Source organism: Marivita sp. S2033, assembly GCF_046592965.1.
Taxonomy (GTDB): domain Bacteria; phylum Pseudomonadota; class Alphaproteobacteria; order Rhodobacterales; family Rhodobacteraceae; genus Marivita.
The window spans coordinates 175662-195797 of the sequence record NZ_JBISBV010000005.1 but is presented as its reverse complement, the minus strand read 5'-3'; the positions used below and the strand labels follow the sequence as shown (position 1 = coordinate 195797).

Annotated in this window: 18 protein-coding genes; 8 read left to right on the top strand and 10 right to left on the bottom strand. The window is 60.9% G+C overall.

The genetic code is table 11. The annotated features are described in order from the left end of the window. The first annotated feature begins 172 nt into the window (after positions 1–172). Positions 173–2065 (top strand): propionate-CoA ligase PrpE, encoded by a 1893-nt coding sequence (gene prpE, locus ACGKZZ_RS11105; RefSeq protein WP_411223628.1) that lies wholly within the window; start codon positions 173–175, stop codon positions 2063–2065. A gap of 69 nt (positions 2066–2134) precedes the next feature. Here prpE and ACGKZZ_RS11100 read toward each other — a convergent pair whose 3' ends face one another. The 7 genes from ACGKZZ_RS11100 to ACGKZZ_RS11070 form a co-directional block, all read right to left on the bottom strand. Beyond that, complete coding sequence (locus tag ACGKZZ_RS11100) at positions 2135–3523, bottom strand: DegQ family serine endoprotease (protein WP_411223696.1); 1389 nt, start codon at positions 3521–3523, stop codon at positions 2135–2137. 227 nt (positions 3524–3750) lie between these two features. Next, positions 3751–3942 (bottom strand): DUF2065 family protein, encoded by a 192-nt coding sequence (locus ACGKZZ_RS11095; protein WP_411223627.1) that lies wholly within the window; start codon positions 3940–3942, stop codon positions 3751–3753. After that, positions 3939–4976: a protease modulator HflC gene (hflC, locus tag ACGKZZ_RS11090; protein ID WP_411223626.1), complete on the bottom strand. Its 1038-nt coding sequence runs from the start codon at positions 4974–4976 to the stop codon at positions 3939–3941. The genes ACGKZZ_RS11095 and hflC overlap by 4 nt, the downstream gene beginning before the upstream one ends. Further along, complete coding sequence (gene hflK, locus ACGKZZ_RS11085; protein WP_411223625.1) at positions 4976–6139, bottom strand: FtsH protease activity modulator HflK; 1164 nt, start codon at positions 6137–6139, stop codon at positions 4976–4978. The genes hflC and hflK overlap by 1 nt, the downstream gene beginning before the upstream one ends. A 72-nt stretch (positions 6140–6211) precedes the next feature. Further along, complete coding sequence (locus ACGKZZ_RS11080) at positions 6212–7651, bottom strand: FAD-dependent oxidoreductase (protein ID WP_411223624.1); 1440 nt, start codon at positions 7649–7651, stop codon at positions 6212–6214. Positions 7652–7785: 134 nt separating this feature from the next. Next, positions 7786–8574 (bottom strand): ribose-5-phosphate isomerase RpiA, encoded by a 789-nt coding sequence (rpiA, locus tag ACGKZZ_RS11075; RefSeq protein ID WP_411223623.1) that lies wholly within the window; start codon positions 8572–8574, stop codon positions 7786–7788. Positions 8575–8686: 112 nt separating this feature from the next. Next, a complete protein-coding gene (locus ACGKZZ_RS11070) occupies positions 8687–8926 on the bottom strand; it encodes a hypothetical protein (RefSeq protein ID WP_411223622.1) in 240 nt (79 codons plus the stop codon). Between the two features lie 141 nt (positions 8927–9067). Between ACGKZZ_RS11070 and ACGKZZ_RS11065 the strand changes: the two genes are divergently transcribed. Together ACGKZZ_RS11065 and ACGKZZ_RS11060 are read left to right on the top strand one after the other, a co-directional pair. Beyond that, entirely contained in the window at positions 9068–10441 is a 1374-nt protein-coding gene (locus ACGKZZ_RS11065) for an L-serine ammonia-lyase (RefSeq protein ID WP_411223621.1), read from the top strand. A 102-nt stretch (positions 10442–10543) separates the two neighbouring features. After that, positions 10544–11488, top strand: coding sequence for a DMT family transporter (locus ACGKZZ_RS11060; RefSeq protein WP_411223620.1), 945 nt, complete (start codon positions 10544–10546; stop codon positions 11486–11488). Here the strand turns inward: ACGKZZ_RS11060 and ACGKZZ_RS11055 are convergent. Next, positions 11412–12095 (bottom strand): thiamine diphosphokinase, encoded by a 684-nt coding sequence (locus ACGKZZ_RS11055; RefSeq protein WP_411223619.1) that lies wholly within the window; start codon positions 12093–12095, stop codon positions 11412–11414. The two genes, ACGKZZ_RS11060 and ACGKZZ_RS11055, sit on opposite strands and share 77 nt — an antisense overlap. Before the next feature lie 139 nt (positions 12096–12234). Between ACGKZZ_RS11055 and ACGKZZ_RS11050 the strand changes: the two genes are divergently transcribed. Further along, the gene (locus tag ACGKZZ_RS11050; RefSeq protein ID WP_411223618.1) at positions 12235–14520 is read left to right on the top strand and encodes a hypothetical protein; all 2286 of its coding nucleotides are present in this window, start codon (positions 12235–12237) and stop codon (positions 14518–14520) included. Positions 14521–14715: 195 nt separating this feature from the next. Then, on the top strand, positions 14716–15300 hold the full coding sequence (locus tag ACGKZZ_RS11045; RefSeq protein WP_411223617.1) for a DoxX family protein: 585 nt from the start codon (positions 14716–14718) through the stop codon (positions 15298–15300). Between the two features lie 26 nt (positions 15301–15326). Here ACGKZZ_RS11045 and ACGKZZ_RS11040 read toward each other — a convergent pair whose 3' ends face one another. Together ACGKZZ_RS11040 and ACGKZZ_RS11035 are read right to left on the bottom strand one after the other, a co-directional pair. Continuing rightward, positions 15327–15548 carry a DUF2842 domain-containing protein gene (locus ACGKZZ_RS11040; RefSeq protein ID WP_411223616.1) on the bottom strand — a complete coding sequence of 74 codons (222 nt, stop codon included), beginning with the start codon at positions 15546–15548 and terminating at the stop codon, positions 15327–15329. Between the two features lie 16 nt (positions 15549–15564). Next, positions 15565–16860 (bottom strand): adenylosuccinate synthase, encoded by a 1296-nt coding sequence (locus tag ACGKZZ_RS11035; protein WP_411223615.1) that lies wholly within the window; start codon positions 16858–16860, stop codon positions 15565–15567. 165 nt (positions 16861–17025) lie between these two features. Between ACGKZZ_RS11035 and ACGKZZ_RS11030 the strand changes: the two genes are divergently transcribed. The 3 genes from ACGKZZ_RS11030 (at position 17026) to ACGKZZ_RS11020 (ending at position 19754) form a co-directional block, all read left to right on the top strand. Continuing rightward, positions 17026–17421, top strand: coding sequence for a DUF6524 family protein (locus ACGKZZ_RS11030; protein ID WP_411223614.1), 396 nt, complete (start codon positions 17026–17028; stop codon positions 17419–17421). A gap of 88 nt (positions 17422–17509) precedes the next feature. Beyond that, on the top strand, positions 17510–17881 hold the full coding sequence (gene secG / locus ACGKZZ_RS11025; protein WP_411223613.1) for a preprotein translocase subunit SecG: 372 nt from the start codon (positions 17510–17512) through the stop codon (positions 17879–17881). A gap of 229 nt (positions 17882–18110) precedes the next feature. After that, the gene (locus ACGKZZ_RS11020; protein WP_411223612.1) at positions 18111–19754 is read left to right on the top strand and encodes a CTP synthase; all 1644 of its coding nucleotides are present in this window, start codon (positions 18111–18113) and stop codon (positions 19752–19754) included. Positions 19755–20136 lie beyond the last annotated feature (382 nt).

The window sequence follows — 20136 nt, the reverse complement described above, 5'->3', positions numbered from 1 at the left end:
CTTCGCGACGCCACCATTTGCATGAATGAAGGCAGTTTGCAAAACTTTGCAGGTCGATACCGCCTCGTCTGCAAAGTTTTTGCGGCCATCTGCCGCGCGTCCGCGCCAGAGACTTGCCGCGTCGACGCCAGCGCCCTAGGCAAATCACAAATGTCAAACGGAGGAGATCGGGATGGGCTACAAAGAGGTCTATGAACGCTGGAAAGCCGACCCGGAGGGGTTCTGGATGGAGCAGGCGCAGGCGATTGAGTGGAATCGCGCGCCGACGCAGGCACTGACCAAGGCCGGGGACGATCTTTATGAATGGTTTGCGGACGGTCTGACCAACACCTGCTGGAACGCCGTTGACCGCCATGTCGAGGCCGGGCGCGGCGGACAGGTGGCCATCATCCACGACAGCCCGATCACCGGCACATTGCACAAGATCACCTATGCCGAACTGCGCAACCGCGTGGCGCGGCTGGCGGGCGCGCTGCGCGCCAAGGGTATCGAGAAAGGCGACCGCGTCATCATCTATATGCCAATGGTGCCGGAGGCGCTGGAGGCGATGCTGGCCTGTGCACGTCTCGGCGCGATCCATTCAGTGGTGTTCGGCGGCTTTGCGTCAAACGAACTCGCGGTGCGGATCGACGACGCCACGCCCAAGGCGATCATCGCCGCCTCCTGCGGTGTCGAGCCGGGACGCGTGGTGCATTACAAGCCGCTGCTGGATGGCGCGATTGATCGCTCCACCCACAAACCCGACTTCTGCGTCATCTTTCAGCGCGAACAGGAGGTTGCGCGCCTCGAAGAAGGCCGCGATGTCGATTGGCACGGCTTTCAGTACGGCGTGGAACCAGCGGATTGCGTGCCGGTCGAGGGCAACCATCCGGCCTATATCCTCTACACTTCCGGCACCACCGGCGCGCCCAAGGGGGTGATCCGCCACACCGGTGGCCATCTGGTTGCGCTCAACTGGTCGATGAAAAACATCTACAATGTCGATCCGGGCGATGTGTTCTGGGCGGCGTCGGATGTGGGTTGGGTCGTCGGGCACAGCTATATCTGCTATGCGCCCCTGATCCACGGCAACACCACCATCGTGTTCGAGGGCAAGCCCGTGGGCACACCGGATGCCGGCACATTCTGGCGGGTGATCGCCGATCACAAGGTGCGCAGCTTCTTTACAGCGCCCACAGCATTCCGTGCCGTCAAGCGCGATGATCCGAAAGGCGAGTTCGTCAAGAAATACGACATCTCAAGCCTCAATGCGATCTACCTCGCGGGCGAGCGCGCCGATCCCGACACGATTGAATGGGCGATGAAGGTCAGCGGCAAGCCGGTTTACGATCATTGGTGGCAAACCGAAACCGGCTGGACCATCGCAGGCTATCCGGTCGGGATCGAAAAACTCCCGGTGAAGATTGGATCACCGGCGGTGCCGATGCCCGGCTATGACGTGCATATCCTCGACGAGGCGGGCCATCCTGTGAAGGCGGGCGAATTGGGTGCGATCGCGATCAAACTGCCTTTGCCACCCGGCGCCTTGCCGAACCTGTGGAGTGCCGAGGAGCGGTTTCGGAAATCATACCTGTCGCACTTTCCCGGCTATTACGAAACCGGGGACGCAGGCATGATGGACGAGGACGGATACCTTTACATCATGGCGCGCACCGATGACGTGATCAACGTCGCCGGCCACCGCCTGTCGACCGGCGGCATGGAAGAGGTGTTGGCCGGACATCCGGATGTGGCCGAATGTGCCGTCATCGGCGTGAGCGACCAGTTGAAAGGTCAGCTGCCGATGGGGTTTGTCTGCCTGACGTCCGGTGTCACCCGCACGCATGAAGACATCGTCAAGGAATGTGTGACGCTGGTGCGCGAAAAGATCGGACCCGTGGCCGCTTTCAAGCTGTGCGCGGTTGTGGATCGTCTGCCCAAGACCCGTTCGGGCAAGATCCTGCGGGCGACGATGGTCAAGATCGCGGATAGCGAGCAGTTCAAGCCGCCTGCGACGATTGACGATCCGGCCATTCTGGACGAGATCAAAACCGCGTTGCAGCGGCTGGGATACGCCAATTCCTGATCGGTGCTGGCACACGAAAAAAGGGGCGTCCGGCAGGACGCCCCTTTGTCATGTCAGTGAAACCGCTGCTTACTCGGTTTCGGTGATGGACAGGGCCACGAACCGCGGATCGCCACCCCGGCGTACCAGCAGCAAGATCGACTTGCGGCCCGCCTCGCGCGCCTCATCGATCCGGTCTTCCAGATCGCCGAATGCCAGAACCTGAGCCTGACCGGCTTCGGTGATGACATCACCGGCACGCAGACCTTTTTCAAAGGCTTCAGACGTTTGATCGACATCCATGACCGCCAGCCCCTTGGCGCTGTCTGGCAGCTCCAGTTGCTCGCGGATCTCCGCGTTGAGCGGGCTGAGCGTGAGGCCCATCAGGTCCATGCTCGAAGACGCGCCATCCTCGTCCAAGGTCTGTGCTGCCGGAACGGCTTCGGCCTCTTCGCGGCGACCGAGCGTCACAAGAAGTGTCTGCGTCTCACCATTGCGGTTGATCACGACGCGCACGGCCTTGCCGACGGCGGTGTTGCCAACCTGACGGACCAAGCCGCGCGTATCCTCTACATCCACACCATCAAAGCTGAGAATGACATCGCCCGCTTCGAGACCCGCTTCCATCGCCGGACCTTCGGGAACGTCGGACACCAAAGCGCCCTTGGCGGCTTCAAGCCCCAGCGCGTCGGCCACATCGTCGGTCACGTCCTGAATGCGCACGCCCAGCCAGCCGCGGCGGGTTTCGCCGAATTCCTTGAGCTGGTCGATCACCCGCGTCACCACGTTCGATGCCATCGAGAACCCGATCCCGATCGAGCCGCCATTGGGCGACAGGATCGCGGTGTTCACGCCGATCACGTCGCCATCCATGTTGAACAACGGGCCACCGGAGTTCCCCCGGTTGATGGCGGCATCGGTCTGGATGTAGTCGTCATAGGTGCCGCTCAGCGCGCGGTTACGGGCGGACACGATGCCGGCCGAGACGGAAAAGCCCTGCCCCAGCGGGTTGCCCATCGCCATAACCCAATCGCCAACACGCGCGGTGTCGCTGTCGCCGAAGTTGACAAAGCCCAGCGGCTCTTCGCTTTCGACCTTGAGCAGTGCGATGTCGGTGTTGGGGTCGGTGCCGATGATGGTCGCGGGCAGTTCGAACCCGCCGAAAAACTCGATGAGGATTTCATCGGCGCCTTCGATGACGTGGTTGTTGGTGACAACATAGCCGTCTTCAGAGATGACAAAGCCCGAACCCAGCGCTGAGGACCGGCGCGGCCGGTCGCCCTGGCCACCACGGTCCTGGAATTCACGGAAGAAATCCTCGAACGGCGATCCGGGCGGGACGATGCCTTGCGGGCCGGTGCGCCCTGCAACCGTGGTCGAGGTGGTGATGTTGACAACCGCCGGGCTGATCTTGTCCGCAAGATCGGCAAAGCTCTCCTGCGACTGGGCGCTCAGCGATTGCGCCATGATAAGTATCATCGAAAGCGAGGCCAGCCAGAACATGCGCAGCGGCGTCGTCCGGTCCCGTTCGAATGTTGTTGCCTGTGTGGTCAAGGGAAGCTCCTTCGTCATTGGTGACGGGTCTGGCCCATCACCTGCGTTTTGATGCGCCCAATGTAGGTGCGCTGACGCAACACGCAATTAAGAATGTCACAGTTCAAGCGGATGTGAGTTGATCGTGAATTTCCACGCCATGTCACGCGGGGTCAAAACAGCCGCAGCACCCACAAGATCGCGATTCCGGCGGCGATTGCGCTGATTCCGACGAGACGTCGCATATCAATCGGCATGTCCCGCACCGAAGCCAGCATACGCTCCACAAGCGAAGGGGCCAGCGCATAGGCCAGCCCCTCGATGATCAGAACAAGTGCGAGTCCGGAAAGGATCGTTTCGATCAATTGGTCGCGTCCTCATTCGACGGCGCGTTCTGCTCTTCCTGCTGCTCTTCGAGAAGCCTGCGTTCAGCTTCGGGCAGGTCGGGGGAAATCTCGCTTTCCGGCGCCATTTCGCGCAGCTGCTCGATATCGAAATCCTCGACAGCGACCTTGCCTAAACCATCGGCACGGATCACGTCGAACATCTGACCCAGGAAGCCGCTCTCGGGTGAGAAGACCAAGGTTGAATTGTCCTTGTTCAGCGACTTTTCCATCGCAGAGAGCGACCGGTAGAAGGCGAAGAACTCGGGATTGTTCCCAAAGGCCTGCGCATAGATCCGGTTGCGTTCCGCATCCGCCTCACCGCGGGCGATCTCAGCCTCGCGCTCGGCGCTCGAGACAGTTTCCACCACGGTTCTGTCCGCCGCCGCGCGCACACGTTGCGCCGCTTCGTTACCGCGGGCGATCTCGTCCGCAGCCTCGCGCTCACGCTCGGCCCGCATCCGTGCAAAGGTCGCATCGAGGTTCTGTTGCGGTAGGTTGGTCTGCTTCAAGCGAACGTCCACGATCTCAAGACCGAGACCGGCCGCACTGGTGCGGGCCTGCGCACGGATACGCAATGCCAGATCACGACGCTCAGGCGACAGGATCGTGTCGGATGTCACCTGATCGGCACCCAGAACTTCGCGGATCTGGGCGTTCAGGACCGATGACAGGCGGTCTTCGGCAACCCGGATACCCCCCACGCCAACCGCCTGACGGAACTGCACGACATCGGCGATCCGGTAGCGGGTGAAGGCATCGACCACCAAACGGCGGTCATCGGATGGTGTGACCTCGATCGCGTCGGTGTCGAGCGACAGAATACGGGAATCGTAGCGCACAACCTCTTGAATGATCGGAAGTTTGAACCCCAAGCCGGGTTCATCGACGACCTGCTTGATCTGGCCAAATTGCAGCACGAGGGCGTTTTCGCGTTCATCAACGATATAGATCGACGACAGAAAGCCCACGAGTGCAAGAACGCCGACCGGCAAAAGAAAAGCAGCTTTACGCATCAGTTCGACCCTCCTGTTTCGGTCTGACCGGACCGGCGCAATTCGTTGAGCGGCAGGTAGGGCAAGACACCCTGCCCGGATGCGTCTCCGCTCGTCTCGTCTAGCAGGATCTTGTCCATGTCACCCAATGTCCGTTCGATTGTTTCAAGGTAGAGGCGGCGCTGCGTGACTTCGGGTGCCTCGTTGAATTCCTGTGATACGGCGATAAAGCGGCTGGCTTCACCGATGGCTTCGTTGACGACCTGCGCTCGATACGCTTCGGCCTCCTCGAGAATCTGAGCACCCGAACCACGCGCCTCGGCGAGAACGCGGTTTGCATAGGCGTCGGCCTGACGCTGCAACCGGTCACGTTCCTGCTCGGCGGCCTGAACTTCGCGGAACGCGTCGATCACTTCGCTGGGCGGGTCCGCAGTGTCGAGGTTGACCCGCACAATGCTGATTCCGCTTTCATATTCGTCAAGCGTCGCCTGAATATTCTCGCGCGCGGTGTCGGCGATCAGGCCGCGATCGCGGTTGAGGATCGGTGCAAGGTTGGTGGCCGCGATGATCTCGCGCATCACAGCCTCCGAGACCGCCTGCACCGTGACCTGCGGGTCGCGCAGATTGAACAGCAGCTTGGCCGGATCGCTGATGTTCCAGACCACCTGGAAATCGATGTCGACAATATTGGCGTCCGTCGTGAGCATCAGGCCATCACCGCCAGCGCTGCCGCGACTGCCGATGTTCTCGGTCCGCTCGGACGTGACGTTGACCACTTCGGCGGTCACGAACGGCCAGGGTGCGAAGTTCAGACCCGGATTGCCGGTGGAGGAAAATTCGCCAAGGAACAGTTCGACCGACTGTTCTTCGGGGCGCACCGTGTAAAAGCTCGAAAAGGCCCAAAGCGCCACGGCCAGCAGAACGGCGATGCCGATCGTGCCGCGCGTCAGCTTGAACCCGCCGCCGCCGCCTCCGCCAGACCCGTTGGGGCCGCCGGTGCCACCGCGACCGCCCATGAGAACCCGGAGACGCTCCTGGCCCTTTTTCATCAGTTCGTCGATTTCCGGGATCTGCGGCTGGTTGTCTTCGGGGCGTCGACCGCCGCCACCACGCGGACGATCGTCCCCACGGTCATCACCACCTCTGCCGCCGCCGCCCCACGGGCCGCCACTGTTGCCTGCCATCTGGTCTTTTCCCCTCTCGGAAGTCATCTTTGGTGTGTTTCAATCTCTAAGCTGTGTGTAATTGTCGGAAATTCAAGCTGTGCGCGTTGGTTTGCGCATCGTCACTATCTCTTCCGACATGGTCGGGTGAACGGCGACCGTGCGGTCGAAATCCTCCTTGGTCGCCCCCATCTTTACCGCAATTCCCGCCATCTGGATCATTTCACCTGCGTTCGGAGCGACGATGTGGCAGCCCAGAACCTTGCGGGTTTCCACGCTGACCACCAGTTTCATCAAAACGCGATCCGGCTTTTCGGCAAATGCCGTCTGCATCGGGCGAAACGACGTGCAGTACACCTCAATCGGCTCCTGATCGCGTGCAGCTTCCTCGCTCAGACCCACGGTGCCGAATTCGGGCTGCGTAAACACCGCCGACGGAATCAGCGTGTGATCAATCGGCGTCGGGTTGCCGTGGAAGACCGTTTCAACAAACGCCATGCCTTCGCGGATCGCGACTGGCGTCAGGTTCACGCGGTCGGTGACATCGCCGATGGCATAAATCGAGGGCACGCCGGTCTGGCTATATTCGTCAACTTCGATCTGCCCCGCACGCCCCAGAGATACCCCAAGCGATTCAAGACCCAGATCATCAGAGTTGGGTTTGCGGCCTGTGGCAAACATCACCACGTCAAAATCGGTGACCGTGCCGTTGGTTGCCTTGACCCGAACCGGCCCGCCACCAGCGGTGTCCCTGGTCGTGCCACCATATTGGACGTCCTCGACAGGGCCGCCCATGTCGTCGCCCATGACGTCGGCAACACGGTGCATTTCGACGATGTTCGTGCCGGTGTGCAGGTCGATGCCGTTTTCGCACATGGAATTCGCGATCAGACCGCGTGCTTCCTCATCAAAGCCGCGCAGAATTTGCGCGCCCCGGTAATACTGCGTCACCTCGACGCCCAGACCGTTAAGAATACACGCAAATTCACAGGCGATATATCCGCCGCCAACGATCAGGATCGACTTGGGCAATTCCTTCAGATGAAAGATGTCGTCTGATACGATGCCCAGATCCGCATTGTCCATTTCGGGTCGCATCGGCCGGCCGCCAGTTGCGATCAGAATGTGCTTGGCCGTCACCGTCTCACCCGTCGAGAGCGTGACCGTGTGGGGATCTTTCAGGCGCGCGCGGGCATCATAGGTGGTGACACCGGACCCGGACAGCAGCTTGCGATAAACCCCTTCGAGCCGGTCCAGCTCGGCGTTGAGGCGTTTGGAAAAAGCGGGCCAGTCGAATTGTCCGGCTGTCATGTTCCAGCCATAGCTCGCGGCCTCGTTGGCCATTTCGCTATAACCGCTGGCAAACACCATAAGCTTCTTGGGGACGCATCCCCGGATCACGCAGGTGCCGCCGTACCGGTCTTCCTCGGCCAACGCGACCTTGGCGCCTGCCTCGCCTGCCGCGACGCGGGCCGCACGAACGCCACCCGATCCGCCCCCTATGACAAAAAGATCATAGTCGAACTCGCTCATGGTCTGCTCCTTAGATCGTCGCGCAGAGCTATTTCACAGGCAACCCTGGAAGGCCAGACGGAGAGGGCAGAGAATCCGCGCCAAAGGCTCGTGAGCCGCCGGAGTGCCAGCCAAATCGAGCAGGTGAGCGATGTTCAATCGCCAAGGTCCGAGAATAGATTGTCGCCCTCGACAAGGTTGATCCGGTCCTCGCTGACAGTGCCTTCGTTGATGTCGCGCATTTCGACCCGGCCATCGCCGTAGCCGATGATCACCTTGTCGCACAGGTCGATGAACAGACCGTTCTCGACCACGCCCGGCATTTGATTGAGCGCCATCGCGAGTTGTCGGGCGTTGCCGATTCGGCTCAGATGCAGATCGAGAATGTGATTGCCCTCGTCGGTTCGGAAGGGTTTGTCACCGTTCATGCGCAACGTGATCTTGCGGCCCATCACATCCGCTGACACCAAAAGTTCTTCCACCAGCATCTGTGTCGTGGTCCAACCGAACGGGATCACCTCGATCGGGAGCGGAAACGCTCCGAGCGTGCCCACTTCCTTTGCAGCGTCGGCGATGATCACCACCTCTTCACTGGCGGCCGCGACGATTTTTTCCTGCAACAACGCGCCGCCACCGCCTTTGATCAGGTTCAGATTGGCGTCGAATTCATCCGCGCCGTCGATGGTCAGGTTCAACGTTTTCGCTTCGTCCAGAGTGATAACCTCGATCCCGACATCGCGCGCCAATTCCGCAGTGCGCGTCGAGGTCGGCACTCCCTTGATGCGCAAGCCGTCATCGCGCACCCTCTCGCCCAGATGGCGCACCAGCCAGGCCGCTGTCGAGCCGGTGCCCAATCCAACGCGCATTCCGTCCTCGACCAGGTCGGCGGCACGTTTCGCGGCGACATACTTGGCCTTGTCGATGGGCGACAGTTCTCCGGTCATGGGACAGCTCCTTGGGCAGTTCTGGCCGTCTTATAGGCGCTCGTGACGCAAGGGGCGAGACCGAATTGCAAAAGACGCGCGGCTAAGGCGGACCGCCATTGACAGGCGGCTTCTACGGAGGTGCGACCGGTGCGCGCGGTGCCGCGACAGTCCCAGGACGCTTGTCCCCCTCGACAGGCGCGCCCTGAGGCGGAAGAATGGTCGTCACCACCGGCGGCACGTCAGGCCACATCACCGGTTTGGCAAAAGCAAGCTGTGGCAGGACAGCCCAGGCGAGAACTGTCAGCGCGGCGGCAAGCCACGCCAGGATGTCGGTATTGGTCGTCATGATCGCCCCCAAGGCAAGTAACATTGCCCCATCCTGACCAGAGATCGGTAAACACTCCGTTAAACTGACCCTTATTCTGTCCGACGCGCCCTCCAACCCGACATGGTCTAGCCAAACCCACCCAAGACCTGCTCTATGCAATCCGATAAGGAGTACGGATCACCGATGTTTCTGTCTGTTTTCGATATGTTCAAAGTGGGCATCGGCCCGTCGTCGTCGCACACGATGGGCCCGATGGTTGCTGCGGCACGGTTTCTGGACCGTTTGCGCGCCGCCCCGTTCAGCGCGTCCGGCGTCAATGCGACACTGCATGGATCGCTGGCTTTTACCGGCGTCGGGCACGCCACGGATCGGGCCACCATTCTCGGGCTGGCCGGCTTTGTTCCCGAAACCTATGACCATGCCCACGCCGAAGCGACGCTGGCGCGCATCAGGGAGACGAGATCCATCCATCCCGACGGGCTCGACCCGCTTGGATTTGATCCCGAAACTGACCTGCGTTTCGATTTCGGCCCCAATCTGCCCGGCCATGCCAACGCAATGATCTTGCGCGCGACCGACAAGCAGGGCGACGTGATCGCGCAGGAAACCTATTTCTCCATCGGCGGCGGCTTTGTGATGACCGAGGCGGAACTGGCCGCCGGCAAGGACACCGACGATGGCCCGCCGGTGCCCTATCCGTTCAAGTCGGCAGCCGACATGCTGCGGATGGCGTCGGAGTCGGGCCTGACGATTGCCGGGATGAAACGCGCAAACGAGTTGTCGCGGCGCAATGCATCGGCTCTCGACGACGGCATCCAGCGATTGTGGACGGTGATGAACGAATGCATCGACCGAGGGCTCGAGACCGGTGGCATCCTGCCCGGCGGCCTGTCGGTGAAACGTCGGGCCAAAGGAATTCACGACAAGCTGCTGGCCGAACGCGGCCTGAACCAAAGCCCGCCTCACACGATCAATGACTGGATGAGTGTCTATGCAATGGCCGTCAACGAGGAGAATGCGGCCGGAGGCCAGGTGGTGACTGCGCCAACAAACGGAGCCGCTGGAGTTGTTCCGGCGACGATCCGCTACTGGCTCGACCACGTTCCGGGCGCGACCAAGGCGCGGATCCCCGAATTCCTGCTGACAGCCGCGGCGATTGGCGGGCTGGTGAAATTCAACGCATCCATCAGCGGTGCCGAGGCCGGCTGCCAGGCCGAAGTCGGCAGCGCCAGCGCGATGGCCGCGGCAGGTATTTGCGCCGTCATGGGCGGAACGCCGGAACAAATTGAAAACGCGGCGGAAATCGCGCTTGAACACCACCTCGGGATGACCTGCGATCCGGTCAAGGGCTTGGTTCAGGTGCCCTGCATCGAGCGCAACGGGCTGGGTGCGATCAAGGCCGTTTCGGCCGCCAGCCTCGCGCTGCGGGGCGATGGCTCGCATTTTGTGCCGCTCGATTCGGCGATCGAAACCATGCGTCAGACCGGTATGGACATGCACGAAAGATACAAGGAAACGTCGCTGGGCGGGTTGGCCGTCAACGTCCCGAATTGCTGAAAGCGCCGAAAATCACAGACATTTTCAACGCCGGGATCATCCGTTAAATTTGCACAAAGGAGAGCGTTGACAGGCTGACACAACCAAGGGTAGCGTTTCGCAATGACCGAAGACCGCCCCATCCTAGGCATCCTGTTGATGCTCGGTTTCTGCATCGCAGCCCCCGTCGGTGATGCGTTGGCCAAAATCCTGTCGGAACAGGTGTCACTCGGGCAGTTGTTGTTCGTGCGCTTCGGCGTGCAGGCGGTTGTCCTGATCCCGATTATCGCCATGACAGGCCGCGCCTGGCGCATGTCGGGACGGGTGCTGTCCCTGACCTTCCTGCGCACGATCATGCACATGGCCGGGATCGGCATGATGGTCACGGCGCTTATTTATCTTCCCTTGGCCGATGCCGTCGCGATCGCTTTTGTCATGCCCTTCATGATGCTCCTCCTTGGCCATTACGTTCTCGGAGAGGTGGTTGGCACGCAGCGACTGGTTGCCTGTGCGGTCGGCTTTGCGGGCACGCTGCTGGTGGTGCAGCCCTCGTTCCAGCAAGTCGGCTGGCCCGCTCTCCTGCCGTTGGGGGTCGCGTTGAATTTCTCGTTCTTCATGCTGGTGACGCGTCGGATCGCCAAGGAGACCGATCCCATCGGGCTTCAGGCGGTCTCTGGCGTCATGGCCATCGCAATCCTGACACCGGCGATGTTTTTCCTGCCCACCACAGCGCTGCCGCTGCTGGAATGGAATACAGGCGTGGGGGCTGCGGCCTGGCTTCTTCTTGTGGCGATCGGCCTCTCCGGCACGCTCGCGCATCTGTTGATGACATGGTCGTTGCGCTATGCGCCATCGGCGACGCTGGCGCCGATGCAATACCTCGAAATTCCGGTCGCGACGGTCGTCGGCTTTGCGGTATTCGGCGATCTGCCCAACGGACTGGCAACGATTGGCATCACTGTCACCATCGCGTCGGGCCTTTATATCGTCTTCAAGGAACAGGCCACCAGCCGCCGCAGCGTGCCAGAGCCTCTTGCAACAACACCCGCTGGGACACCGGCAGAATAATCAGCATCCCCGGATCGCGCATCGTCAGGCGCACGGCGCCTTCTGCCTCGTTCGACGTACCCGTTCGCGTGACGGGCGACATGGTCAATCCGTCAATGGGCCAGCGCAGCCCGGTCGAGGTGCCTTGCACTGCACGCATGGGATAAAGCGACACGCGGGTGCCCGACCTCAGCGGCAGGTCGAGCTTCGGCGGCAGATGTGCGACCACGTCCTGTGCGCCAACCAGAACAACGGCGCGGTGGTGGTGGCGCGCCAGAACCGTCATCGCCGCCAGCAAGTGATCCACCTGCCCGCCGAGGAATCCGATACCGATCACCAGGGGGGCGTCAATCGAGCGCAAGGCTTTGTCGAAATCGGTGCTGTCCTGTTCTTCGATACGGTGCACGCGATCAGAGGCGATGGCGTTGCGCGTGGCGTCGGACACCGAATCCAGGTCGCCAATTAAAGCGTCCGGCAATCGCCCAGCGGCGCGCAACCAGTCAGCGCCGCTATCGGCAGCGACCACGCAGTCCACGTCGTTCAATATCGCGCAAAGCTGGGCATTGTCGCCAACCGCGCCACCAACCAGTAAAACAGGCGTGTTCGAGAAAACAATCGCGTCATTCATGGCCGATTAATGGCGAATTGCGAAACAAACCACAATCAGGCCATGAAATGATACCGTCAAAGGCACAGATTCGATACGCTTTGGTCTTGGTAAACGTGCTAGCAAGACGGTCGCAGAGTTTTGGAAAGCGGGTGTTGTTATGATCAGTTCCAACAAGATACTTACGGTATCCTATGGCACATTTTCATGTACGCTCGAAGGGTTTGATCGCTCGTTCGACACCATGAAGGCGATTGCGGAGTATTTTCGCGATCTGGCACAGGACGACCGGTATTTCGGGGCCGAACCGCCAACCCCTGACGCCGAAATGCTCGCCCGGATTGCCGAGCGCGAGATCGAACGCCGGGTCGAGGCCCGGTTTGAAAAGGGAAGTCTGGTTTTGCGCCCGACGGACGACGCCGAGCCGCCGCATGGGGATGTCGCGCCGGAGCAGTCATCGGATGCAAGCACCGTGGACGCGACAGCCGGAGCGACTGCCATTGCTTCGGCTGTCGCGAACACATCCGGGTTGGACATGGAGACTGAGGACGCGCCGACAGCGGATGACGACATAGCCGCTGAGGAAAACATCGTCGCCCTATCGCTGGATGATTCCGAGCCTGACGGTGCCGATCTTGACGGTGCCGAACTCGAAGACACGGAGATCGACCTCTCCAGCCTCGACATTACCGACGAGTCTGACGATGTTGATCTGGACGCGCCGATGCTGACGTCGCAAGAGGACCTTCCCGAAGAATTGAGCCTGGACGATCTCATCGCCGCACAGACCGCGATGGCGCGAAAGGCCGACGCCGAACTGCTGGACGACACCGCTCCCACACCCATCGCCGCTGATAGCGTGGCTGACAAGTTGCAACGCATCCGCGCGGTTGTCGCGTCCCGCTCGCAGGAAGAGCCGGAATACACCGAAGACGAACATGCCATGTCCGGCCCGGACGGCGATGGCAATGCGGAAAACGACGCCATCGAGATGGAGCGCGATCTTCCCGGCTTTGATCCGGAAGACGACACCACCGAGGACCAGGAATCACCGGTCGCAGAGCTCGACGACACCGGCGACAACCTTTTCACCGACACCATCGCTGCGCTGGTGAACGACCGGATTGAAGAGGAAGACAGCGACGAGGACCAAATCCTGCCCGACGTGGCATATGACGACGACGAAGCGGATGCCTCTGGCGACGTGGCCCCGGATAGTCAGGCCGAGGATACGCAAGCCGAGATAGAGGTTCTGCGCGCCAAGATTGCAGAACTCGAAGCGCAGGCCGCCGCTGCGTCCGAGCAGAGCATTCCTGACACCGAAGAGCCCGAGACTTTGGAAACCGAAGAGCCGGAAACTCCGGACTCCTCCGAAGACGACACCAGCCCTCTCGTCGCGCGTGTCAGCAAGGCCAAGCGCAGCGATGTGGACGCCGCCCTCGCCGCCGGGACGATCGAAGAATACGATGACGAAGATGACGACACCGAAACGGCGTCTGAAGCCCCGTCCGTGTCCGGTGCGCAGGACAGTACCCTCTCGGCCGAGCAGGAAGCGGAACTGGCGCGTGAACTCGCGGAGTTGCAGGCCGAGATTGACGAGGACGACGACTGGAACTTCGACGAGGACGACGATACCCGTGCCGATACGTCAGAGTTCGAGAACGATGATCTGGACGACCTTGAAGACGAGGCCGACGCCAATATCCGCAAGGCGGTCAAGATGACCAGCCCCGGTCGCGCGATGTTGACCGACACCCCGATCGAAGAAGACGACACCTCCGTTGATCGCTTGATCGACCAGGCCGAAACCGAAATGGACGAACCCGAAGGCAATCGCCGGCGCAGCGCCATTGCGCATCTGCGCGCCGCCGTCGCCGCGACCAAGGCCGACCGGCTGCTGGGTCGGGGCAAGAAGGTCAAGGACGAGGAAGAGCCCTACCGCGAGGATTTGGCCGACGCGGTTCGCCCACGCCGCCCCACGGTCGCACAGGCACGCTCCGAACGCCCGGCGCCGGTCCGCCCTGCACCGCTCAAACTGGTGGCCGAGCAGCGCGTGGACGTCGAAACGGCGACATATGGCGTGACCCCGGTCCGTCCGCGCCGCGTGTTGCGCAGTGCCGACGCAATGGAGCCTTCGGAGGGAATGGATATTTCGGATGACGCAGGCTTTGCCGAATTCGCAGAAGGAGCGGGTGCACATACATTGCCCGAACTGCTCGAAGCCGCGGCCTCGTACATGTCGTTCGTCGAAGGCCGCGATCAATTCTCGCGCCCTCAACTGATGACCAAACTGCTTCAGGCCGAAGGCGAAGCCAGTTCCCGGGAAGAACGCTTGCGCAGCTTTGGCCAATTGCTGCGCGACGGCAAAATCGAAAAGAAAGGGGGCGGACGGTTCACTGCCTCCGACAGTATCGGCTTCAAGCCGAGTTCCCGCGCCGCCGGATAAAAACGACCGGGAAAAGATGAGGAAAAGGGGCCAGCCGGCCCCTTTTTTTTCGCTGTCCCTATCGCCGGCCCTGAAGGCCAGCCCCGTGAAAGCGCTTGAGTTGGCGCGAACATGCCACATAGGGCATAGCCAAGTCTCATGTCATCATGAACCCGTCTCGTTGCCTGATCACAATCATACAGGGGAGGAAACACCATGCCAGACTATTTCGAAACGCCGCGCGAACGTCTGTTTCTACCCTTCCTTTCCAGCTTCTACGCCAGCTTCGCCCAGCCCGTAGGATGGCTTGCGTTCCGTATCATCATCGGCGGTTTGTTCATGCTGGAAGGATGGCAGAAGATTCAGCGTCCGATGGCGCAAGCCGGGTTTGTCGAAATGATCGGCTTTGCACCGGGCTGGTTCTTCTCGCCATTGCTCGCGTTTGTGAACTTCTTTGGCGGCTTGCTGATCGTCATCGGTTTTCTGACGCGTCCGGCAGCTCTGGCAAGCGCGCTGGTATTGCTGACAACGTATTGGTTTCACGTCACGCACCCGTATGGCGACGCATTTCTCACACAAGAGGGTATCGCGTATCTGAATGAGAATAAGGACTTGCTGACGCCCGCCGGTCAGAGGCGTTTGCTGACAGATGGTGGCGCGGCGTTTTTGGCAGGGCCGACCGGTGTGCAACTCAAGGCCGAATGGACTTCCTTGTTCTGGACGGCGGGTGCGGCCCTGATCGCAGCCTTTGGCGGTGGCGCGTTTTCCGTCGACCGGCTCTTGATGCGCAAGGAGTTCTGACCGCTCCGAAACTGTCAGAGCGTGTCCTATTCCTCGGCGTCTGGATCGGGCTGTCCGATCCCCTTGAAGACAAATTTGAACGGCAGCGCCCAGACGACCCCGAGCGCGACGTAAACCACAAGCTCCAGCCAGAACGGGGGGCGGTCAAGCCAGTTGAGCACCGTCACGCAGGCAATCACATAGAGCGGCAGGCCGACAAGCAGGATCACAAGAGACCACCGTCTGCGCGCCTTGTAACTCAATGCCATATCCACCCTTTCCAGTTCAATCTGCGAAGGGATCGGTGACGAGGATCGTGTCGTCCCGTTCCGGTGAGGTGGAGAGTAGCGCGACCGGACAGTCGATCAATTCCTCGACCCGGCGCACGTATTTGATCGCTTCGGCGGGCAACTCCGCCCAGGAGCGCGCGCCTTCGGTGGACTGGCTCCAGCCGGGCATTTCCTCGTAGATCGGCGTGCAGCGCGCCTGTTGATCGGCCGCAGTCGGCAGATAATCCAGCCGCGTGCCATCGAGATCGTAGGCAACACAAATTTTCAGCGTTTCGAACCCGTCAAGCACATCGAGCTTGGTCAGCGAGATGCCATTGACGCCCGAGGTGGCGCAGGTCTGGCGCACGAGGCAGGCATCGAACCAGCCGCAGCGCCGCTTGCGCCCGGTGGTGGTGCCGAACTCATGGCCCCGCTCGCCCAGCCTTTGACCATCCTCGTCGTCCAGTTCGGTGGGAAACGGCCCCTCACCCACTCGCGTGGTGTAGGCTTTGACGATGCCCAGGACATATTCAATCGCTCCGGGCCCAAGACCCACGCCGGTGGCGGCCTGACCGGCGATCACGTTGGACGATGTCACGAACGGGTAGGTGCCGAAATCAATATCGAGCAACGCGCCTTGCGCGCCCTCGAACAGGATGCGCTTGCCAGCTTTGCGTTTTTCGTTCAGCACCTTCCAGACAGGTGCCGCGAAGGGCAGGATATGCTCCGCGATCTCGGTCAGTTGCGCCAGCAGCCCGTCGCGGTCAACCGGTTCGAACCCCAGCCCTTTGCGCAATGGATCATGGTGCTGCAACGCGCGGTCCACACGAGCTTCGAGCGTCGCCCGATCGGCCAGATCGGCCACCCGGACCGACCGCCGGCCCACCTTGTCCTCATAGGCCGGCCCGATGCCGCGCCCGGTGGTGCCGATCTTGGTGCCCTTGCTCGCGGCCTCTTCGCGTGCACGGTCCAGTTCGCCGTGAATCGGCAGGATCAGCGGTGTGTTCTCGGCAATCATCAAAGTCTCGGGCGTGATCTCGACACCCTGTTCGCGGATGGTGGCGATCTCGCGCATCAGGTGCCACGGGTCGAGCACAACACCGTTGCCAATGACCGACAGCTTGCCACCGCGCACCACGCCGGATGGCAGCGCGTGCAGCTTGTAGACCTTGCCGTCAATGACCAGCGTATGGCCCGCGTTGTGGCCACCCTGAAAGCGGCAGATCACATCGGCACGCTCCGACAGCCAGTCCACGATCTTGCCCTTGCCCTCGTCGCCCCACTGCGCGCCCACGACCACTACATTCGCCATGTTGGAGACCTTTGTCCTGAATTTCGATATGCAAACCCGCGCCCGTATAACGCCCGAAGGCAACAGGCGAAACCTCTTAAGTGACGCGCCCTCTGGACAGATGCGCGCCATTCGGGCCATCTGCCGGCCGGAGCGACACCGGTACGACAACAAGGGCCACATCTCATGGGATTTCTGCTTCGCTGGCTGTTTGCCTTTGCCCTCATTGCGGCGACCTATAACCCGACGCCTTACAATTTCACCCGTTGGGCGATGACGGATGGGCAAGAGCGTCTCTCTGTGACGGTGCTCGCCGGTTTGATCCTGCTGGTCGCATATGTCGTCTACCTGCGCGCCACGCTGCGCTCGATCGGGGCGCTTGGCATGGTGTTGGTTCTGGCGCTGGTGGGTGCGCTGCTCTGGGTGTTGTTCGATATCGGACTGCTCGATTTGCAAAACCGCGACCTCAGCGTCTGGATCGGCATCATGGCGCTCGCCACCGTACTGGGAATCGGTCTCAGCTGGTCCATCGTGCGGCGCAAGCTGTCGGGACAGGCGGATGTCGATGACGTTGACGAATGACACCGCGATCAGCCACCGCATCACGGGTTGCGCGGCGCGCCCAATGTCCCTAGATAGCCCCCATTGAACCAAGGCATCCGGGACAGTCATGGAAAACGTCGTTCTCATCATCCACCTTCTCCTCGCGCTTTCGCTGATCGGCGTCGTGCTGCTCCAGCGCTCTGACGGTGGTGGTCTTGGGGCGATGGGCGGCGGTGGCGGCGGCTCTGTCAGCGCGCGCAGCAAGTCGACCGGGCTTGGCAAGCTGACCTGGATTCTGGCGATAGCGTTCATTTGCACGTCCATCGCGCTCACGGTGATTGCGGCGCAGAACGCGTCCGGGTCCTCGATCATGGATCGTCTCAGCCCCAGTAGCGGCAGCGCGACCGAGGAAAGCAGCGACGAGATCGACACAGACGGTCTCTTGCCTCCGCCAAGCTCGATTGATCCCAACATGCCGCTCGTGCCCAGCGCGGACTGAGGCAAATCAGCCGGCTCAGGTGCGGTTGTTCAAACTGCTGCGCTTTTCTTGAAAGAACGAAGCCTTGGGGGCTACAATCCCTTGAGGCGCTTAAATCACACCCAACATCATCTGGGGCGCGGCTTGCCTTTTGCATCCGAATCCCTTACCGGTCAAATCCCGTGATACTGCGCAGTTTACGCCGCGCGGTTCGCCTGATTTGCAGACATATCGCGGGAGAGTTCACCCTATGGCACGCTTTATCTTCATCACGGGCGGCGTGGTGTCCTCTCTTGGCAAAGGTCTGGCCTCTGCCGCCCTTGGCGCGCTGTTGCAAGCGCGTGGCTTTTCGGTGCGTCTGCGCAAGCTCGACCCCTATCTGAACGTCGATCCCGGCACCATGTCGCCGTTCGAGCATGGCGAGGTGTTTGTCACTGACGACGGCGCCGAAACCGATCTGGATCTCGGCCATTACGAACGCTTCACCGGCGTGCCGGCTCGCAAGACCGATAGCATCTCGTCGGGCCGTATCTATATGAACGTGCTCGAAAAAGAGCGGCGCGGCGATTATCTTGGCAAGACCATTCAGGTGATCCCGCACGTCACCGATGAAATCAAGGATTTCATCTCGATCGGCGAAGACGAGGTTGATTTCATGCTGTGTGAAATCGGCGGCACGGTGGGCGATATCGAGGGTCTGCCCTTCTTCGAGGCGATCCGCCAGTTTTCGCAAGACAAGCCGCGCGGGCAGTGCATCTTCATGCACCTTACGCTGTTGCCGTTCATCAAGGCATCGGGCGAGTTGAAAACCAAACCGACGCAGCACTCGGTCAAGGAATTGCGCTCCATCGGTCTCGCCCCCGACATCCTCGTCTGCCGCTCCGAAGGCCCGATCCCGAAGAAAGAGCGCGAGAAACTGGCGCTGTTCTGCAACGTGCGCGCCGATAGCGTGATTGCCGCGCAGGATCTGAACTCGATCTACGAAGCGCCGCTGGTGTATCACCGCGAAGGCTTGGATCAGGCCGTGCTTGATGCCTTCCAGATCACCCCCGCCCCCAAGCCGAACCTCGCCAAGTGGGATGACGTGGCCGACCGCATCCACAATCCCGAGGGCGACGTGACAGTGGCGATCGTCGGGAAATACACCCAGCTCGAAGACGCCTATAAGTCGATTGCCGAAGCGCTGACCCACGGCGGTATGGCGAACCGCGTCAAGGTCAACGTCAAGTGGGTCGATGCCGAGATCTTCGAGCGCGAAGACCCCGGCCAGCACCTGCAAGGCTACCACGCCATCGTGGTGCCCGGCGGGTTCGGCGAACGCGGCACCGAAGGCAAGATCAAGGCCGCGCAATTTGCGCGCGAAAACAATGTGCCGTATTTGGGCATTTGTCTGGGGATGCAGATGGCGGTGATCGAAGCGGCGCGCAACGTCGCCAAACTGCCCGATGCCGGATCCGAGGAATTCGACCACGAGGCCGGTAAAAAGCGGTTCACGCCCGTTGTCTATCACCTCAAGGAATGGGTGCAGGGCAATGAAAAGGTCAACCGCTCGGTTCTGGATGACAAGGGCGGCACCATGCGCCTTGGCTCCTACGACGCGGTTCTGAGCGAAGGCAGCCGCGTCGCAGGCATCTACGGCACCACCACCATCGATGAGCGTCACCGCCATCGCTACGAAGTCGATATCAAGTACAAGGACGCGCTTGAAAAAGCCGGCCTGCGCTTCTCCGGCATGAGCCCCGACGGCCGCCTCCCCGAGATCATCGAGTGGCCCGACCACCCGTGGTTCATCGGGGTTCAGTTCCACCCGGAGCTGAAGTCAAAACCGTTCGATCCGCATCCGTTGTTCAAGGATTTTGTACGGGCGGCGAAGGATGTGAGTAGGTTGGTGTAAGGAATAGCGGCGCCATCGCCGCTATTTACGCGACTTAGATTTCACAGGTTTGTCAACTCGTCTGCACTTAAACGCTAAGGGGTCAATGGCAATGCACTGTGCCGGTGCTGGTCTGCATGTGACAACATTTGCCCGGCGGTGAACTTTTACGGCACCCCCCACCGTGGGACGTTGTGTCTTGGATATGCGACTCAATCCACGATCCGGAAATTTGAGCGGCGCCTGCACCCATTCCTGTAGTTCCAAAAACAATGCCGCTCACCAAAAGTAAAACTCTCATAACTTCGATCCTCGTTAACCAATTATTAATCATTATCACTAAGAGGCTTTCGTCAAGCTTCTTGGTATGTGGCCCTTGGCGTTAACTGGCATCATTTCCAGT

What these genes read in the sequence shown, in the direction of transcription:
- prpE (WP_411223628.1), top strand. Translation starts at nt 173, where the DNA reads ATGGGCTACAAAGAGGTCTATGAACGCTGGAAAGCCGACCCGGAGGGG.
- ACGKZZ_RS11100 (WP_411223696.1), bottom strand. Translation starts at nt 3,523, where the DNA reads ATGATACTTATCATGGCGCAATCGCTGAGCGCCCAGTCGCAGGAGAGC.
- hflC (WP_411223626.1), bottom strand. Translation starts at nt 4,976, where the DNA reads ATGCGTAAAGCTGCTTTTCTTTTGCCGGTCGGCGTTCTTGCACTCGTG.
- hflK (WP_411223625.1), bottom strand. Translation starts at nt 6,139, where the DNA reads ATGGCAGGCAACAGTGGCGGCCCGTGGGGCGGCGGCGGCAGAGGTGGT.
- ACGKZZ_RS11080 (WP_411223624.1), bottom strand. Translation starts at nt 7,651, where the DNA reads ATGAGCGAGTTCGACTATGATCTTTTTGTCATAGGGGGCGGATCGGGT.
- rpiA (WP_411223623.1), bottom strand. Translation starts at nt 8,574, where the DNA reads ATGACCGGAGAACTGTCGCCCATCGACAAGGCCAAGTATGTCGCCGCG.
- ACGKZZ_RS11070 (WP_411223622.1), bottom strand. Translation starts at nt 8,926, where the DNA reads ATGTTACTTGCCTTGGGGGCGATCATGACGACCAATACCGACATCCTG.
- ACGKZZ_RS11065 (WP_411223621.1), top strand. Translation starts at nt 9,068, where the DNA reads ATGTTTCTGTCTGTTTTCGATATGTTCAAAGTGGGCATCGGCCCGTCG.
- ACGKZZ_RS11060 (WP_411223620.1), top strand. Translation starts at nt 10,544, where the DNA reads ATGACCGAAGACCGCCCCATCCTAGGCATCCTGTTGATGCTCGGTTTC.
- ACGKZZ_RS11055 (WP_411223619.1), bottom strand. Translation starts at nt 12,095, where the DNA reads ATGAATGACGCGATTGTTTTCTCGAACACGCCTGTTTTACTGGTTGGT.
- ACGKZZ_RS11050 (WP_411223618.1), top strand. Translation starts at nt 12,235, where the DNA reads ATGATCAGTTCCAACAAGATACTTACGGTATCCTATGGCACATTTTCA.
- ACGKZZ_RS11045 (WP_411223617.1), top strand. Translation starts at nt 14,716, where the DNA reads ATGCCAGACTATTTCGAAACGCCGCGCGAACGTCTGTTTCTACCCTTC.
- ACGKZZ_RS11040 (WP_411223616.1), bottom strand. Translation starts at nt 15,548, where the DNA reads ATGGCATTGAGTTACAAGGCGCGCAGACGGTGGTCTCTTGTGATCCTG.
- ACGKZZ_RS11035 (WP_411223615.1), bottom strand. Translation starts at nt 16,860, where the DNA reads ATGGCGAATGTAGTGGTCGTGGGCGCGCAGTGGGGCGACGAGGGCAAG.
- ACGKZZ_RS11030 (WP_411223614.1), top strand. Translation starts at nt 17,026, where the DNA reads ATGGGATTTCTGCTTCGCTGGCTGTTTGCCTTTGCCCTCATTGCGGCG.
- secG (WP_411223613.1), top strand. Translation starts at nt 17,510, where the DNA reads ATGGAAAACGTCGTTCTCATCATCCACCTTCTCCTCGCGCTTTCGCTG.
- ACGKZZ_RS11020 (WP_411223612.1), top strand. Translation starts at nt 18,111, where the DNA reads ATGGCACGCTTTATCTTCATCACGGGCGGCGTGGTGTCCTCTCTTGGC.